Below are 16754 nucleotides of genomic sequence, written 5' to 3' on the forward strand. Positions count from 1 at the left end.
TCACGCCCCCGTCTTCGCGTCGCCGTCGGGGTTGTGGCCCTTCGCGATGCGCAGCCCCACGAGGCTCGGCGCACCGCCCGCGCCGCCTTCGTCGACCGCGCCGGGGCGCGGGTCGGGGAAGCCGGCCAGGATCCGCGCGGTCTCCCGGAAGCTGCACAGCTTCGCGCCCCGCGACGGCGTCACCGTGGTGCCCGCCCGGATCTCGTCGACGAGGTCCTTGGCGGAGGCCGGGGTGACGTTGTCGAAGAACTCCCAGTTGACCATCACCACGGGCGCGTAGTCGCACGCCGCGTTGCACTCGATGTGCTCGAGAGTGATCGATCCGTCGGATGTGGTGCCCTTGTTGCCGACACCGAGGTGGTCCTTGAGCGTCGCGAAGATCTCGTCGCCGCCCATGACCGCGCACAGCGTGTTGGTGCACACGCCGACGTGGAAGTCGCCGCCTTTCTCGCGCCGGTACATCGTGTAGAACGTCGCGACCCCGGTGACGTCGGCAGTGGTCAGGTCCAGCATCTCCGCGCAGAACTCGATGCCGGACGGGCTGACGAACCCTTCCTCCGCCTGTACCAGGTGCAGCAGCGGCAGGAGCGCCGAACGCGACTGCGGGTAGCGGCCGATGATCTCCCGCGCATCGGCTTCGAGCCGCTCGCGGACGTCGGCGGGGTAGCCCGGCGCGGGCAGGCGGGGCATGCCCAGGTCGGTCATCGGTCGACACCTCCCATGACGGGGTCGATGCTCGCGACGGCCACGATCACGTCCGCGACCTGGGAGCCTTCGCACATGGCTGCCATGGACTGGAGGTTCGTGAACGACGGGTCGCGGTAGTGGACGCGGAACGGCCGGGTGCCGCCGTCGCTGACCATGTGCACGCCGAGTTCGCCCTTGGGCGACTCGATCGCGGCGTACACCTGGCCGGCGGGGACCCGGAAGCCCTCGGTCACCAGCTTGAAGTGGTGGATCAGGGACTCCATCGAGGTGCCCATGATGGTGCGGATGTGGTCGAGGGAGTTGCCGAGGCCGTCGGGGCCGAGCGCGAGCTGCGCGGGCCAGGCGACCTTCTTGTCCTCGACCATGACCGGGCCCGGCTTGAGCCGGTCCAGGCACTGCTCGACGATCCGCAGGGACTGCTTCATCTCCTCGATGCGCACGAGGTAGCGCCCGTACGCGTCGCAGGTGTCCGCGGTGGCCACGTCGAACTCGTAGTCCTGGTAGCCGAAGTACGGCTGCGTCTTGCGCAGGTCGTGCGGCAGCCCGGTGCTGCGCAGGCAGGGCCCGGTGACGCCGAGGGCCAGGCACCCGCTCAGGTCGAGGTAGCCGATGCCCTCGGTGCGGCCCTTGAAGATGTGGTTGTCGTTGAGGAGCATTTCGTACTCGCGGATCCGGCCGGGCAGCACCTCGACCAGTTCGCGGATCTTGTCGACCGCGCCGGGCGGCAGGTCCTGCGCGAGGCCGCCGGGCCGCACGTAGGCGTGGTTCATGCGCAGGCCGGTGACCATCTCGAAGACGTCGAGGATGAGTTCGCGGTCGCGGAACCCGAACGTCATGACGGTGAGCGCGCCGATCTCCATGCCGCCGGTGGCCAGGCAGACCATGTGCGAGGAGATGCGGTTCAGCTCCATGAGCATGACGCGGATGACGTTCGCCCGGTCGGGGATCTGGTCGGTGATGCCGAGCAGCTTCTCCACGCCGAGGCAGTAGGCGGCCTCGTTGAACAGCGGAGTCAGGTAGTCCATGCGCGTCACGAAGGTGACGCCCTGCGTCCAGCTGCGGTACTCGAGGTTCTTCTCGATGCCGGTGTGCAGGTAGCCGATGCCGCAGCGGGCTTCGGTGACCGTCTCGCCGTCGATCTCCAGGATGAGCCGGAGCACGCCGTGCGTGGACGGGTGCTGCGGACCCATGTTGACGACGATGCGCTCGTCGGCGTCCGCGGCGGCCTGGACGACCTCGTCCCAGTCCGACCCGGTGACCGTGTAGACGCGGCCCTCGGTGGTGTCGCGGGCCGGCGCCTGCTGCGTGTCGTCCGCGGCCTGCGCCTGCGGTGCTTCCTGGGTGCCGGTGAACTCGTCGGTGTGCGACATCAGCTGTACGACCTCCGCTGGTCGGGCGGCGGGATCTGGGCGCCCTTGTACTCGACGGGGACGCCGCCGAGCGGGTAGTCCTTCCGCTGCGGGTGGCCGGGCCAGTCGTCCGGCATGAGGATGCGGGTGAGCGCCGGGTGGCCGTCGAAGACGATCCCGAAGAAGTCGTAGGTCTCGCGCTCGTGCCAGTCGAGCGTCGGATACACCTTCACCAGCGACGGGATGTGCGGGTCCGCGTCGGGGGCGGCCGTCTCCAGGCGGACCTGGCGGTTGTGGGTGATCGAACGCAGGTGGTACACCGCGTGCAGTTCGCGGCCTTCGTCGGTCGGGTAGTGCACACCGCTGACGCCGCTGCACAGTTCGAAGCGCAGCGCGGCGTCGTCGCGGAGCGTCTGCGCGACCTGGCGGAGGCCGTCGCGGCGGACGTGGAAGGTGAGTTCGCCGCGGTCGACGACGACGCGGTCGACCAGGTCGTCGAAGGCCAGCCCGGCTTCCTCCAGCGCGCCGGCCAACTCGTCGGCGACAACGTCGAATTCGCCTTCGGTGCGCTGGTCGGGCGTGCTGTGCGGGCCGCCGTACGGCCGCGTCGCCGCCCCGGGCAGGGCGACGGTGCGGACGAGATTGCCGTAGCCGGAGGTGTCGCCGGACCCCTTGGCGCCGAACATGCCGTGGCGCACGTCGAGGATCTCCGGGCGGTCTTCGCGCGGCACGGGAACCGCGCCGCCGCCCGGGGCGTCGTTCCCGGTGGTGCCGTTGTTGCCGTTGTTGCCGGTCGTCACCGCAGGAGCCCCTTCATCTCGATGGTGGGCACCGCGGTCAGCGCGGCTTGCTCCGCGGCGCGGGCCGCCTGCACGCGGTTCACACCGAGGGGCATGTGCTGGACCTGCTCGTGCAGCTTGAGGATGGCGTCCATGAGCATCTCGGGACGCGGCGGACAGCCGGGGAGGTAGATGTCCACGGGCACGATGTGGTCGACGCCCTGGACGATCGCGTAGTTGTTGAACATGCCGCCGGAGGAAGCGCAAACGCCCATCGACAGCACCCATTTCGGTGCCGCCATCTGGTCGTAGATCTGCCGGAGGACGGGCGCCATCTTCTGGCTCACGCGGCCCGCGACGATCATCAGGTCGGCCTGCCGCGGCGACGCGCGGAACACCTCCATGCCGAACCGGGCCAGGTCGTAGCGCCCGGCGCCGGTGGCCATCATCTCGATCGCGCAGCATGCGAGGCCGAAGGTGGCGGGCCAGAACGAACTCTTGCGGAAGTAGCCGGCGAGATCCTCGACCGTGCTGAGCAGGAAGCCGCTGGGCAGCTTCTCCTCAATACCCATCGGATGGCCTCTCCTGGATCACTGGGATCACCTGGATCACCTGCGTCAGTTCGGTGTCTGTGCGGTATACGGAAAGCCGGACCTCGGGTACGGCACGTGGTCAGTCCCACTCCAGGCCGCCGCGGCGCCACAGGTAGGCGTACGCGACGAACACGGTGAGGACGAACAGGGCCATCTCGACCAGGCCGAAGATGCCGAGCGAGTCGAAGTAGACGGCCCACGGGTAGAGGAAGACGATCTCGATGTCGAAGATGATGAAGAGCATCGCCGTCAGGTAGTACTTCACCGGGAAGCGCCCGCCGCCCGTCGGCTGCGGGGTCGGCTCGATACCGCACTCGTAGGCCTCGAGCTTCGCGCGGTTGTAGCGCTTGGGACCGGTCAGCGCTCCCGCGACGAGGGAGACCACGCCGAACGCGGCGGCGATGCCCCCGAGCACGAGGATCGGCGCGTAGAGGTTCATGCCGCACTGCTCCCTTCCATCGGCCGTTCTCCGTCCGTTTGGCCTGGTCGGATCCGCTCGCTTGTGAGCATGTGACCAGGTTCACAAGCACCCGGAACGGCGCCGATCCTACGCCTCTTCGGATGTGATCTGCGACACGGGCAGAGTTCGATCATGGTGTGATCTTCACCACCTGATGATCGATCAGAAACGATTGCGCGGCCGTCGATTTCGACCCAGCGTCCGTATTCGGACACGCAGTGACAGCAGGGCAACCCGATGGATGCCGGATCCGGAAAACGCCATATCACCAGGGAAGTCCGACGATCAAATTTGATCAAGATCGTTTCTGCATGATAGGCGCGCCGAGTGCTCTCACCTGCGGGAACGCCGCGGCGGACCAGTCCCGCGGAAACGCCGCACGGCCCGTGGGGCACCCTTGTTCGGGCTGCCCCACGGGCCGTTCGCGTGCGGTGGCGGAGAACCGCCGGGTGCGGGCTTCGATCGCTCCGCGTCAGATCCAGCCGTCCAGCGACCGCATGAAGCCGTCGATGTCGTCGCGGTGGATGCAGTGCCCGGCGTTCGGGACCACGCGCACTTCGAAGCCGCGCTTCTCCAGTTCGGCGGCCGCCTGAGGGGTGATCGTCAGGCTCGGGTCGCCGATCTGCACGAGCGCCGGACGGACCGGCGGCACCGGCAGGTAGTCCGCCGGGAAGTTCTGCAGAGCGTCGAAGAACGTGATGTCGAACCGCCCGAAGCCCGCCTCTTCGGCCGCGATGTCCTCGTCCGACCACCGCGGGTTCATCGCGCGGATGCTCTCCGGCGTGGCCTCGGTAACCATCCGCACCATGAAGTCCTTGGTGGCGAACTCCATCTTGCCGAGCAGGAATCCGGGGTCGGAGTAGACCGCGCGGGCCGGTCGCAGCCGCTCGACCGCCAGGGACAGCGCGAGGCCGCCCAGCGAGTGCCCGATGGCGACGTCGGCACCTTCGGGGAGGTTCTCGACGAGGTCCTCGGCCAACAGTTCCGGCGTGTACGTGCCGCGCGGGCTGCGGCCGTGGCCGCGCAGGTCCGGGGCGACCACCCGGTAGCCCTGCGCGACCAGCCGCGCGGTGACGGCGTGCCAGGTCCCGTGGTCGGACATACCGCCGTGAATGACGATCGCGGTGCGGTCGCCGGTGCCCTCTTCGTGGACGTGGAGCTTCATGGACTTCTCCTTCATCTGCCGGCCGGTGCCCTGCCGAGCCGGTCCCGCGCGGTCCGCCGCCCCTGCTGAATCGAGTAAGCAGGGTCGTGCCACGATTCTGCTCACCCGATCGGGGCGAGGCAAGTGGCCGGGCTCGGGGCGCGTCCGGCGCGGGCTACCGCAGCCCGGCGAGGACCGTTTCGAACACCGCGAAGGCCTCGCCGCCGAACAGCACGAAGCGGGCCTCCTCGACGGCCGCGCCCGCGTCGCGGACGGTGCCGAGCGCGATGCGGGCGGCATCGTCCATCGGCCAGCCGTAGATCCCCGCGGACACCGCGGGGAAGGCGACGGTGCGCGCCCCCAACTCGTCGGCGACGCGCAGGGATTCGCGGTAGCACGAGGCCAGCAGCGCGGACCGGTCCTCGTCCTTGGACCAGACCGGCCCGACGGTGTGAATGACCCACTGCGCGGGCAGGTTGCCCGCGGTGGTGGCCACCGCCCGGCCGGTCGGGAGCCCTCGTCCGTACTGGGCGGCCCGCAGATCGCGGCACGCGTCGAGGATCGCCTTCCCGCCCTTGCGGTGGATGGCGCCGTCCACTCCCCCGCCGCCGAGCAGCGAGGAGTTGGCCGCGTTGACGACGGCGTCGACGCGCTCGTCGGTGATGTCGCCTTGGACGAGGGTGATCTCGGTCATGTGAGAACTGTAGGCACCGTGCACCCTGTCTCGGCTTCCCAGGCGGAGATCGCGCGCAGGGTCGCCTCGGCGAGCTGCCAGGGAGCGGGCAGGTCGTCGAGGCGGTCACCGGTGAAGCCGTCCGAGTAGTCGACGACGACGTCGTCCGGGTCGAGGCAGACGAGGATGCCGATCGTGCGGCCGTCGTCGTCGGTGTCCCGGAACATCTCGTCGGCCAACTCGAGCGAGGCCTCGAACCAGCGCCGGTGGCCTTCCATTTGCCGCCGTCCGGTCACCACGTGCAGGGCGACGTGGCGCCTGAGGCGGGTGTGGCGGAACAACTCCCGGTTGGGCTCTCCCGCGTCCAAGGCGAGCATGGCGCCGCGGCGGCGTTCGACGAGGAAATCGGTCAGTGCGGCGTTCACCGCACGGACCAGCGACAGCCGGTCCTCCTCTTGCCGGTCGGCCGTGACGTCGCCGAGCAACTCGTCGTAGCCGGGCGGGAGATCCCCCTGGGGCGAATGCGCGTTCATGCGCACACGATGGCGCGCGCCAACCCTCTTTTCGGGGCGATCGGGGAAGGTTCACCCGAGGGATCGAATGGGTGAATCACTCCGCCCCGGAGTGCGCCGCCGACGCACGCGAGCCCCGGCCGAAGCCAGGGCCCGTGCGCCGGTGTGCGCTGCGCGCGCGGGGGTTATGCCGCGGGGGCGATCCGCGCCATGCCGTTGATGATCCGGTCCATCGCGTCGCCGCCGCGCGGGTCGGTCAGGTTGGCGAGCATCTTGAGGACGAACTTCATCATCAGCGGGTGCGGCAGCCCGTGCTTGGTCGCGAAGCCCATGACCTTCGGTTCGCCGATCAGCTTCACGAACAGCCGGCCGAGCGTGTAGTAGCCGCCGTAGGTCTGCTTGAGGATGCGCGGGTAGTCGTGCAGCGCGCGCTCCATCCCCGCGGGGGTGTTGCGGGCCAGCGCCTGCGCGATCACCTGCGCGGCGATCTCGCCGGACTCCATCGCGTAGGCGATGCCTTCGCCGTTGAACGGGTTGACCATGCCGCCCGCGTCGCCCACCAGCAGCAGGCCCTTGGTGTAGTGCGGCTGCCGGTTGAAGCCCATCGGCAGCGCGGCGCCGCGGATCGGGCCTTCCTGGTTCTCGTCGGTGTAGCCCCACTCTTCGGGCATGCCCGCGACCCACGCCTTGAGCAACTCGCGGTAGTCGATGTCCTTGAACGAGTCGGACGTGTTCAGCAGGCCCAGGCCCACGTTCGACGTGCCGTCGCCCATGCCGAAGATCCAGCCGTAGCCCGGCAGCAGGGCGTTCTTCCCGTCCCGCCGGTCCCACAGCTCCAGCCAGGACTCCAGGTAGTCGTCCTCGTGGCGGGGGGACGTGAAGTACGTGCGCACGGCCACGCCCATCGGCCGGTCCTCGCGCCGGTGCAGCCCCATCGCCAGGGACAGGCGCGTCGAGTTGCCGTCCGCGGCGACCACGACCGGGGCGCGGAAGACCTTCTCCTCCTTGTCCGCGCCGACCTTGGCGCGGACGCCGACGACGCGGCCGGTGCGGTCGTCCAGCACCGGGCCGACGACGTTGGTGCGCTCGTGCACCTTCACACCCGCGGACGCGGCCTGCCGGGCGAGGATCTCGTCGAAGTCGGTGCGCTTGCGGACCAGGCCGTAGTTGGGGAACGACGCCAGGTCCGGCCAGTCCATTTCCAGCTTCATGCCGCCGCCGAGGATCCGCAGGCCGCGGTTCGGCAGCCAGCCCGCCTCCGGCGAGATGTCGATGCCCATCGACACCAGCTGCTTGACGGCGCGCGGCGTCAGGCCGTCCCCGCACACCTTCTCACGCGGGAACGCGGTCTTCTCCAGCAGCAGCACGCTGCGCCCGGCCTTGGCCAGGTGGTACGCGGTCGTCGACCCGGCCGGGCCGGCACCCACGACGATGACGTCCGCTTCGTGGGCGGAATCGGCGGGACCCTCGCCGGCACGCGCGGTGGACACGGTCTCGGTCAACTCGGCTCTCCTGAGGTGCGCCGGTGGGCAGGCGCCGGACCTGGAATCCGGCTGGGGCAAGTCTAGGCGGGCCCCGGGCCCGTCTCCGACGCGCGGCCGGGGCGGTCCGCCGCCCGCGGGGCCCTGCGGTCAGATCGCGGCGGTCCCGGCGCCGGTGCGCTTGCGGGCCTTCTGCCGTGTCTCGTCCGGGAGTTCCTCGACGTCGACGAGCTTGGGCAGCAGCTCGGGCGCGGTGGTGAGGGCGCGGAACACCGTCCCGATGTCGACGCCGTGCGCCGGGCGGTGCACGATCTCGACGGTGTCGCCCGCGGCGACCTCGCCGGGCTCGACGACGCGCAGGTAGGCGCCGGGCCGGGCTTCTTCGGTGAACCGCTTGATCCAGCCGCGTTCGTCGAGGAACGCGGCGAACGTCCGGCACGGGATGCGCGGGACGGAGACCTCGAGCAGCGCGGTGCCGACCCGCCAGCGCTCGCCGATCACCGCGCCGGTCACGTCGACGCCGACCGTGGTGAGGTTCTCGCCGAACAGGCCGGGCCGGATGTCCGCCCCGATGCGGTCGTCCCACGCCTCCAGGTCCTCCCACGCGAACGCGTAGACCGCCTGGTCGGGTCCGCCGTGGTGGCGCAGGTCGCAGACGTCGTCGCCCGCGACGCCGCTGCCCTCGGCCGGTTCGGCCAGGCGGACCGGCCCGGCGACGGCACGCTTGTCGATGCCGGTGAGCGGGACATCGGAGTGCTCGGTGGGGGCCGCCGTACCGACATTGACCGACTTGAGAACAGACATGGGGTCAACCTACCCAGCGGGCCCGGCCGACGGCTCGGGGCTTTCCCCACGCATGGCCGCCCGCCGCCTCAGCGCGAGGCCACCGCCGGAATCTCCCCCGCGTTCGCCCGCACCGGATGCGCCTTGCCCGCCGGGCCGGCACTGAACGCCCGGAAGACGTTCTCGGTGACCTGGGTCGCGAACCGGCGGCCGTCGTCGTCGAGGTACGTGCCGCAGCCGGAGCCGAGCGCGCACACCCACCGCATCGTGCCCGTGGAGAACACCCCGGCCCCCGACGGGACGGTGTAGTACGACGCGTTGGCGTAGTCCGCCTTGCCTTCGCAGGTGACGGGCGAATGGCTGAGCACCTGCAGCGGCGCGGGCGGCGCCGGATCGCGCACGACCCGGTCGTACTCGACCCCGACCAGGCCCTTGTACGCGCTGCCGCGGCGCGCCCCGGTGCCCGCGAACACCCAGGCGTCCGCGTCCCACACGACGAACGGCGCATTGCCCGGGAAGCACTGGTAGTAGGTGCCGGTGAGCTGGTTCTCCGGCCGCGACATCGGCGGCAGCCGCCAGTCCTGTGTGGTCTCGGACGGGTCGTCGGCGCGCATCGGATCCTCCGCGGCCGACTTGTAGCAGACCACCAGGCGCCGCTCGCCGAGTGCGGAGCTTGCGAAGCGGATGTGCCGGTTGACCGCGTTGGCGCCGAGGAACGCGAGGTTGGTGCCCGCGTCGCGGAAGGCGGTGGCGTGGTCGCGCATCGCCGTCGACCAGTACTCGTCGTGGCCGAGCGTGAAGACCGCGGTGGCACCGTCGAACAGCTTGGGGTCGGCGTCCAGGTCGAGGTCGGTGGCGTAGGACAGCGGCAGACCGAGCTTCTCGGCCAGGGACACGGCGGGGAGTTCCTGGTTGAGGTAGAGCGTCGCGCCCGTGCCGTCGTAGGGCCGGTCGAAGCTGACGATGCGGGCCCGGTCACCGTAGTTCTTCGGGCCGTTGTAGAGGCTGTAGCCGCCCCACAGGTTGTAGGCCTGCCAGGTGGTGACGGCGTTGACGAGCACGGTCCGGCCCTTGGCCTGCGCGCTGTGCACGGTGATCGGCACGTAGGTGCCGAACCCGGCGTCGGAGGTGACCAGCAGCAGGTAGGTGCCCTCCGGCCAGTCCGTCGGGGTGACGGTCAGCGAGGGCTGCCAGTCGGCGTGCACGGTGTTGACGCCGGGGTCGACCTTCGGGGCGGCTTGGCGGGTGCCCGTGACGCGGCCGGACTTCCAGACTTCGCGGCCGCGGGCGCCGCCGTACCAGCCCATGCGGTACGCGGTGACCGTGAAGCCGGGCGCGGTCGTGGAGGCGAACAGCCGGAACGGCGCGCCGGGGCGCACGGCGACCTGGTCGGCGTACGCGTCCATCGCCCCGGCGGGGCCGGTCTTCAGCCCGGTCTTCCAGACGTCGGTGCCCGGTTTGGCGTTCTCCGCCGCGACGTCGAACCCGGCCGCGGGCGGGGACGCCGAGTTCGATCCGCCGGACTTCGTCGCGTCGGGCTTCGGCGCGCTGCCGCCGCCCGACGAGCAGGCCGCGCACGCGACGAGCAGCAGCGCGGCGAGGGCCGCCGCGGCACGCGCCGTCAGGTGGGGCTCGGTACGGCTTCCTTGCCGCATCGCCGGGTCTCCGCGTCGGATCAGCCGGCGAGCGGCTTGAAGCCGCGGTGCAGGGCGACGATCCCGCCGGTGAGGTCGCGCCAGGCGACCCGCTCCCAGCCGGCGTCCCGCACCAGCGCGGCGAGGGCCGGCTGGTCGGGCCAGTCCCGGATGCTCTCGGCGAGGTACACGTAGGCGTCGGGGTTGCTGCTCACCCGGGTGGCGATCGGGGGCAGGGCGCGCATGAGGTACTCGTCGTACACCGTGCGGAACGGCCGCCACGTCGGGTGGCTGAATTCGCACACCACGAGCCGGCCGCCGGGGCGGGTTACCCGGAGGAGTTCGGCGAGGCCGGTCTTCGGCTCGTTGATGTTGCGCAGCCCGAAGGAGATGGTGACGGCGTCGAACACGCCGTCCGCGAACGGCAGCCGCATGCCGTCGCCCGCGGTGAACGGCAGCTCGGGGTGGCGGCGCTTGCCGGCCCGGAGCATGCCGAGCGAGAAGTCGCACGGCACGACGGTGGCGCCGGCGTCGCGGAACGGCAGCGAGCTGGTGCCGGTGCCGGCCGCCAGGTCGAGGATCCGCTCGCCCGGTCGGGCGTCGACGGCCTGGGCGACCGCTTTGCGCCAGAACCGGTCCTGTCCGAGGGAGAGGACGGTGTTGGTCACGTCGTACTTCTCCGCCACGCCGTCGAACATCGAGGCGACGTCGCGGGGCTGCTTGTCCAGGGAGGCTCGCGTCACGACACCATCTTCGCCTGTGCGGGGGGCGGCTCCCGACAGCCGGGTCCGGCGTGCCGGGTGGTGACGGGGCCACTACTCACGGGTAGGGGAAGACGCGTAGGGTCGTCACGGGCCCGGTCCATGCGTTCATGCCGGGCGGAGGCCGCGAGGAGGCGTGCGATGAGGACGGGGAAGACCTGGCGAAGCACGGCGGACATGCCGGTGCTGGACGGTATGACGGCCGTCGTGACGGGTGCGAACAGCGGCCTCGGGTTCGTCACCGCCCGCGAACTCGCCCGCAAGGGCGCGGTCGTCGTGCTGGCGTGCCGGTCGGCGGCGCGGGCCGCGGAGGCGGTGGACGCGATCGCGGCCGAGGTGCCGGAGGCGAAGGCGCAGCTGGAAGTGCTGCCGCTCGACCTCGCCGACCTCGACTCCGTACGGGCTTTCGCGGCGGCGTTCGCGGACACCCACGACGGACTCGACATCCTCGTCAACAACGCGGGCGTGATGGCGCTGCCGGAGCGGCGGACCGCGGACGGCTTCGAAATGCAGATGGGCACGAATCACCTGGGGCATTTCGCTCTTTCGGCCCTACTGGCGCCTTCGCTGCTGGCCCGTCCCGGGGCGCGCGTGGTCACCGTCTCCAGCGGCATGCACGCGGTCGGCCGTCCCAACCCCGCCGACCTGCGCGGCGAACACGGCACCTACCGCAAGTGGAGCGCCTACGGCGCGGCCAAGTCCGCGAACCTGATGTTCACCGCCGAACTCGCCCGCCGCGCCGACGCCGCCGGCGTCGCCCTCCTCAGCCTGGCCGCCCACCCCGGCTACGCCGCCACCAACCTGCAGACCGCCGCGGCCAAAATGACCGGCGACTCCCGCCGCGAACGCCTCATGACCACGGCCAACCGCCTCATCGCCACGTCGGCCGACGCGGGCGCCCTGCCGCAGCTGTACGCGGCCACGGCTCCGGGCGTGGACAACGGCACGTTCTACGGCCCGCGCTTCGCGATGTGGGGGCCGCCGGCGCCGACTCCGCGGGCGCCGTGGGTGAAGCACGAATCGGCCAACCGCACACTGTGGACCGCCTCGGAGGAGGCCACGGGGGTGCGGTGGCCGGAGCCGCTGGGGGATTAGTCAGCGGATGAAGATCGAGGTGTCGAGAACGCCGCCGAAGGGTTCGGGGAAGGGGATCTTGTCACCGAATGGCACACAGTTCTTCGACGTATAGGCCTTGGCGTCCGGCTTCGCGAAGAGTGTGGTCTGACGCCGGAGCGGGTCGATCAGCAAGTACAGCGGGACACCTGCGGAGGCATAGCCGATCGGCTTGTGAAACCGGTCGTCGCGCTGACTCTGCGACCCCCTCGACACGACCTCGACGACCAAATGGACGACATCGGGGTCGAACTTCCAGTGCTCGCCGTCCCACATCGCCTCTTCGTCGACAACGACCAAGTCGGGGATGTACCCCTCGGCATCGCCGTCGACTCCTTCAGGGATCCGCACCGTGAGGGGGAAGGTAGTCCAGTCCGTGCGCTCGGGAAGCCGAGCCTCCAGGAATTCCCGGGTGAGTCGGCGCAACAGGCCGTGGTGCAGGCCGACAGACGTCGGTGACATGACGATCGCCCCTCCGATCAGCTCCGCCCGGAATCCCTCCGGCGGGTCGAAGCTGTCGAAGTCGGCTTCGATGTCAGTGCGGTGCTCGTCGGTCACGGCGTCCGCCCTCTCCAATGCCAGGGTCATATCACTCCTTTCAGAGTAGGCCGGGAACGTTGGCAGACCCGAGCTTGGCGAGAATCCACCCATCGCGTGGCGGAATCGCAGGGGATCACTCGTTCGAAGGATCGCTAACGGCGGTGCACCACGCGGCCCGCCAGGACCGTGCCGATGCAGCTCCCGGCGCCGTGGGTGATCAGGGCCGTGCAGGAGCTGTACGCGGCCACGGCTCCGGGCGTGGACAACGGCACGTTCTACGGCCCGCGCTTCGCGATGTGGGGCCCGCCGGCCGCGACTCCGTGCGCGCCGTGGGTGAAGCACGAGTCGGCCAACCGCACGCTGTGGACGGCCTCGGAGGAGGCGACGGGGGTGCGGTGGCCGGAGCCGCTGGGGGATTGATCAGGTGATGAAGATCGAGGTGTCGAGAACGCTGCCGAAGGGTTCGGGGAAAGGGATTTTGTCGCCGAACGGGACGGACGTCTTCGACAGGTAGGCCTTGTCTTCCGGTTTTGCGAAGAGCGTGACCTCACTGCGGAGCGGGTCGATCAGCAGGTACAGCGGCACGCCTGCGGCGGCGTAGCCGATCGGCTTGTGGATGCGGTCGTCGCGCTGGCTCTGCGAGCCTTTCGACACGACCTCGACGGCCAGGTGGACGACGTCCGGATCGAACTTCCAGCGCCCGGGCTCCAGCATCGCCGCCTCGTCGGCCACGACCAGATCCGGGATATAGCCCTCGGCATCGCCGTCGACTCCTTCGGGAATCCATACGGTCAGCGGGAACGAGGTGGCGAGGGCGCCCTCAGGAAGGTGTGCTTCCAGGAATTCCTTGGTGAGCCGGTGCAGCAGAATGTGGTGCAAGCCGACAGACGTCGGTGACATGACGATCGCCCCTCCGATCAGCTCCGCCCGGTATCCCTCCGGCGGGTCGAAGCTGTCGAAGAATGCTTCCAAGTCGTCGGTGCGGTGCTCGTCGGTCACGGCGTCCGCCCTCTCCAATGCCAGGGTCATATCACTCCTTTCAGAGTAGGCCGGGAACGTTGGCAGACCCGAGCTTGGCGAGAATCCGCCTGTCGCGTGGCGGAATCGCAGGGGATCACTCGTTCGAAGGAGCGCTAGCGCCGGTGCACCAAGCGCCCCGCCAGCACCGTGCCGATGCAGTTCCCCGCACCGTGCGTGATCAGGGCCGTGTGCGGGTCGCCGTCCGTCGGGACATCGAAGACGGCGAAGTCGGCGCGGGTGTCCGGGCGGAGGGTTCCCGCGTCGGGGAGGCCGAGGGCGGTGGCGCCGCCGACGGTGGCGGCGGTGACGAGGCGTTCGTCGAGGTCGGGGGCCGTGTAGCCCTGGGCGAGGGCCAACGCGCGGGCTGCGGCGGCTTCTTCCCACAGGTCGAGGGACGGGGTTTCGGCCAGGGAGCCGGTGCCGAGAGCGAGCGGGTTGTGTTCGGTCAGGAGTGCCCCCACGGGGGCGTCCGCGGCGTCGAGCAGGCGGCCGGCGCGGACGCACAGCGCCGCGGGGACCGTGCGGTGGCGCAGCAACGCCCGTGCCTCGTCGTCGAGTCGGGTGGCGAAGACGGCGTGGGTGTCGGGGCCGAGCAGGTCCAGCTCGCCGTGTTCGGGGGCGAGCGCCTGGAAGCGGAGGCCGCGGTCGCGGGCGATGGCGAGGCCCGCGGAGAGCAGCGGTGCGCCGGAAGCCACGCCGAGCGTCCGGCTGGAGCCCGCGTCGAGAGTGCCGGTCAGCCGTGCGCGCCAGGTGTCGGCTTCGCCCGAGGGTTCGACGTACGAGATCCCGCCGATCCCCGACCGGGCCACCGGCACCAGGACCGCCGGTTCGGTGACGACGTCGCCCACCGCCGTCGTGCCGGACTTGAGCATCAGGTGGACGCCGCGCCGGGCGCTTTCCTGCCAGCGGGCCTCGGTGTAGCCCGCGCGTTCGCGTTCCACCGCCGCCGACCACGCGGCGAGCGGCAGGCCGGACTCGGCCAGGTGCCCGAAGTCCGTGTACTGCAGGCGCGCGTGAGCGTTGACGAGCCCCGGCGTGAGGATCCCGCGCCACCGCCGCACCCGCGCGTCCTGGAAGCGCGCGGTGAGCTCGGCCGACGTGCCGACCGCGGCGATGCGGTCCCCGTCGACAGCGACCGCGCCGTCGCGCAGCGCCGCCCCCGGCATGGCGAGCACGACGGGGGCGGTGTGCAAAGTGAGCGGCATATGCCCATTGTCGCGGGTCGGACGAGCCGCCCCGCGACGGCCTAGTGGGCGATCAGCGTGCCTCGACGATCTTCAGTCCGGGGTGGGCCGTTCCGCCGTCCAGCGCGGTCGACGACAGGTGCGACACGACGCGGTCGTCGACCGGGTCGTCCGCCGGGTCCTCGTGCACGGCGAGGTGGTGGTACGTGGTGTCGCGCTGCGCCGGCACGCGGCCCGCGGCACGGATCAGGTGGATCAGCTCCATGCGGTTCGAGCGGTGCTTGGCGCCCGCCGAGGAGACGACGTTCTCCTCCAGCATGACCGAGCCGAGGTCGTCGGCGCCGTAGTGCAGCGACAGCTGCCCGGCTTCCTTGCCGACCGTCAGCCACGAGCCCTGCAGGTGCGCGACGTTGTCGAAGAACAGCCGGCCGATGGCGATCATCCGCAGGTACTCCAGGATGGTCGCCTGCGTGCGGCCCTTCAGGTGGTTGTTCTCCGGCTGGTAGGTGTACGGGATGAACGCCCGGAACCCGCCCGTGCGGTCCTGCACGTCGCGGATCATCCGCAGGTGCTCGATGCGCTCGGCGTTGGTCTCGCCAGTGCCCATGAGCATCGTGGAGGTCGACTCCAGGCCGAGGCCGTGCGCCGTCTCCATGATCTCCAGCCAACGCTCGCCGGACTCCTTGAGCGGCGCGATCGCCTGCCGGGCGCGGGCCGGCAGGAGTTCGGCGCCCGCGCCGGCGAACGAGTCGAGGCCGGCCTGCTTGATGCGGGTGATCGCCTCGTCGATCGTGACGCCCGACACCTTGGACATGTGCTCGACCTCGGACGCGCCGAGCGAGTGGATGACCAGCTGCGGGAACTCCGCCTTGATCGCGGAGAACGCGCGCTCGTAGTACTCGACGCCGTAGTCCGGGTGGTGCCCGCCCTGGAACATGATCTGTGTGCCGCCCAGCTCGACGGTCTCCGCGCACCGGCGCAGGATGTCGTCGAGTTCGCGCGACCAGCCCTTCTCGCTCTTGGGCGGCGCGTAGAAGGCGCAGAACTTGCACGCGGTGACGCACACGTTCGTGTAGTTGATGTTCCGCTCGATGATGTACGTCGCGATGTGCTCGGTGCCCGCGTACCGGCGGCGGCGCACCGTGTCGGCGGCCGCGCCGAGCGCGTGCAGGGGTGCGTGGACGTACAGTTCGAGGGCTTCTTCGGCGCTGAGGCGCCCACCCGCGGCGGCCCGGTCCAGGAGTGCTTGCAGCTCGGACGAGCGTACGGACTCGGCGACAGCGGTCACGGGACCCTCCACGGCGACTTTGGAACCACGACTGAGCCTAACTTGCGGCGGGCTCCGGGTTCGCCGCGGGCACGTCGGAAGTCCGCCCAGCGGTCTCGACAGCGGTCCCGGCAGCCGTCTCGGCGGCGGGCGCGGATGCCGAGCCGGGCGGGATCGCGGGGAGGCCGTCGATGCTCGTGCGGTTCTTCTTCTCGTGGTACGCCTCGACGTCGGCGGCGTCCTTGCCGTCCCAGTAGCTGCGCAGCAGCGGGCGCTCCCCCACGTAGTCCATGAACGGCACCGCGAAGCCGCAGGTGTCGGACACGCGGTGCACGTCGACGCGGACGATCGCGCGGACGCCGGGCGCGGCGGCATCCGCGCCGAAGTGCGCGGCCAGCTCGTCCCACCGCGGGTCGCCGGGGTAGACGACCTCGCCGCGGCCGTGCAGCCGGACGATGTTCGGCGGGCCGCTGAAGGCGCTCCACATGAGGGTGATGCGGCCGTTCTCCCGCAGGTGCGCGTGCGTTTCGGCGCCGCTGCCGGTCCAGTCCAGATAGGCGACGGTCCACGCGTCCAGGACCGCGAACGATCCGGCGTGCCCCTTGGGGGACACGTTGACGTGGCCGTCGGCGTCCAGCGGCGCCGTCGCCGTGAAGTACACGGGCTGCTCGAGGATGAACGTCTTCAGTCGTCCCGTGATGCCGTCTGCATGAACTTTGCCCATGAATGCCACTCTGCTCCGGCGTTCATCAT

The 16754-nt window shown here is 70.6% G+C and carries 19 protein-coding genes; 2 read left to right on the forward strand and 17 right to left on the reverse strand.

The window, feature by feature from the left end; genetic code table 11:
- The 12 genes from nuoE to ACPA54_RS11270 form a co-directional block, all read right to left on the reverse strand.
- Positions 1-690 carry an NADH-quinone oxidoreductase subunit NuoE gene (gene nuoE / locus ACPA54_RS11215; protein WP_423528994.1) on the reverse strand — a complete coding sequence of 230 codons (690 nt, stop codon included), beginning with the start codon at positions 688-690 and terminating at the stop codon, positions 1-3.
- A gap of 11 nt (positions 691-701) precedes the next feature.
- Complete coding sequence (nuoD, locus tag ACPA54_RS11220; RefSeq protein WP_423528544.1) at positions 702-2078, reverse strand: NADH dehydrogenase (quinone) subunit D; 1377 nt, start codon at positions 2076-2078, stop codon at positions 702-704.
- Positions 2078-2857 carry an NADH-quinone oxidoreductase subunit C gene (locus tag ACPA54_RS11225; protein ID WP_423528546.1) on the reverse strand — a complete coding sequence of 260 codons (780 nt, stop codon included), beginning with the start codon at positions 2855-2857 and terminating at the stop codon, positions 2078-2080. Before ACPA54_RS11225 ends, nuoD begins: the two co-directional genes overlap by 1 nt.
- Positions 2854-3408 (reverse strand): NuoB/complex I 20 kDa subunit family protein, encoded by a 555-nt coding sequence (locus ACPA54_RS11230; protein WP_345678945.1) that lies wholly within the window; start codon positions 3406-3408, stop codon positions 2854-2856. Before ACPA54_RS11230 ends, ACPA54_RS11225 begins: the two co-directional genes overlap by 4 nt.
- Before the next feature lie 100 nt (positions 3409-3508).
- A complete protein-coding gene (locus ACPA54_RS11235) occupies positions 3509-3868 on the reverse strand; it encodes an NADH-quinone oxidoreductase subunit A (protein WP_345678944.1) in 360 nt (119 codons plus the stop codon).
- A gap of 493 nt (positions 3869-4361) precedes the next feature.
- Positions 4362-5054: an alpha/beta fold hydrolase gene (locus tag ACPA54_RS11240; protein WP_423528548.1), complete on the reverse strand. Its 693-nt coding sequence runs from the start codon at positions 5052-5054 to the stop codon at positions 4362-4364.
- Between the two features lie 154 nt (positions 5055-5208).
- Positions 5209-5727: an O-acetyl-ADP-ribose deacetylase gene (locus tag ACPA54_RS11245; RefSeq protein ID WP_423528550.1), complete on the reverse strand. Its 519-nt coding sequence runs from the start codon at positions 5725-5727 to the stop codon at positions 5209-5211.
- A complete protein-coding gene (locus ACPA54_RS11250) occupies positions 5724-6239 on the reverse strand; it encodes a hypothetical protein (RefSeq protein WP_423528552.1) in 516 nt (171 codons plus the stop codon). Before ACPA54_RS11250 ends, ACPA54_RS11245 begins: the two co-directional genes overlap by 4 nt.
- Positions 6240-6403: 164 nt before the next feature.
- Positions 6404-7720 (reverse strand): geranylgeranyl reductase family protein, encoded by a 1317-nt coding sequence (locus tag ACPA54_RS11255; RefSeq protein ID WP_423528554.1) that lies wholly within the window; start codon positions 7718-7720, stop codon positions 6404-6406.
- Positions 7721-7849: 129 nt separating this feature from the next.
- Complete coding sequence (locus ACPA54_RS11260; protein WP_423528556.1) at positions 7850-8503, reverse strand: MOSC domain-containing protein; 654 nt, start codon at positions 8501-8503, stop codon at positions 7850-7852.
- A 68-nt stretch (positions 8504-8571) separates the two neighbouring features.
- On the reverse strand, positions 8572-10137 hold the full coding sequence (locus ACPA54_RS11265; protein ID WP_423528558.1) for a N,N-dimethylformamidase beta subunit family domain-containing protein: 1566 nt from the start codon (positions 10135-10137) through the stop codon (positions 8572-8574).
- Between the two features lie 20 nt (positions 10138-10157).
- A complete protein-coding gene (locus tag ACPA54_RS11270; RefSeq protein WP_423528559.1) occupies positions 10158-10859 on the reverse strand; it encodes a demethylmenaquinone methyltransferase in 702 nt (233 codons plus the stop codon).
- A gap of 159 nt (positions 10860-11018) precedes the next feature.
- On the opposite strand from ACPA54_RS11270, the gene ACPA54_RS11275 reads away from it, so the two are divergent.
- Positions 11019-11972 carry an oxidoreductase gene (locus ACPA54_RS11275; protein WP_423528561.1) on the forward strand — a complete coding sequence of 318 codons (954 nt, stop codon included), beginning with the start codon at positions 11019-11021 and terminating at the stop codon, positions 11970-11972.
- Here the strand turns inward: ACPA54_RS11275 and ACPA54_RS11280 are convergent, their stop codons facing one another.
- Positions 11973-12578 (reverse strand): Uma2 family endonuclease, encoded by a 606-nt coding sequence (locus ACPA54_RS11280; protein ID WP_423528563.1) that lies wholly within the window; start codon positions 12576-12578, stop codon positions 11973-11975. It lies immediately after the preceding gene.
- A 144-nt stretch (positions 12579-12722) separates the two neighbouring features.
- Here ACPA54_RS11280 and ACPA54_RS11285 point away from each other — a divergent pair, with 144 nt between their 5' ends.
- Positions 12723-12950 (forward strand): hypothetical protein, encoded by a 228-nt coding sequence (locus ACPA54_RS11285; RefSeq protein WP_423528565.1) that lies wholly within the window; start codon positions 12723-12725, stop codon positions 12948-12950.
- Here ACPA54_RS11285 and ACPA54_RS11290 read toward each other — a convergent pair whose 3' ends face one another.
- From ACPA54_RS11290 to ACPA54_RS11305, 4 genes are all read right to left on the reverse strand, one after another.
- Positions 12951-13559: a Uma2 family endonuclease gene (locus tag ACPA54_RS11290; RefSeq protein WP_423528567.1), complete on the reverse strand. Its 609-nt coding sequence runs from the start codon at positions 13557-13559 to the stop codon at positions 12951-12953.
- Positions 13560-13663: 104 nt separating this feature from the next.
- Entirely contained in the window at positions 13664-14755 is a 1092-nt protein-coding gene (locus ACPA54_RS11295) for an amidohydrolase family protein (RefSeq protein WP_423528569.1), read from the reverse strand.
- A 52-nt stretch (positions 14756-14807) separates the two neighbouring features.
- Positions 14808-16022, reverse strand: a complete 1215-nt coding sequence (gene mqnC / locus ACPA54_RS11300) for a cyclic dehypoxanthinyl futalosine synthase (RefSeq protein WP_423528571.1) — start codon at positions 16020-16022, stop codon at positions 14808-14810.
- A gap of 37 nt (positions 16023-16059) precedes the next feature.
- Positions 16060-16725, reverse strand: coding sequence for a pyridoxamine 5'-phosphate oxidase family protein (locus ACPA54_RS11305; protein WP_423528573.1), 666 nt, complete (start codon positions 16723-16725; stop codon positions 16060-16062).
- Between the last annotated feature and the right edge of the window lie 29 nt (positions 16726-16754).

Origin of the sequence: Uniformispora flossi, from assembly GCF_049534875.1 — a bacterium.
GTDB classification, from domain to species: domain Bacteria; phylum Actinomycetota; class Actinomycetes; order Streptomycetales; family Streptomycetaceae; genus Yinghuangia; species Yinghuangia aomiensis.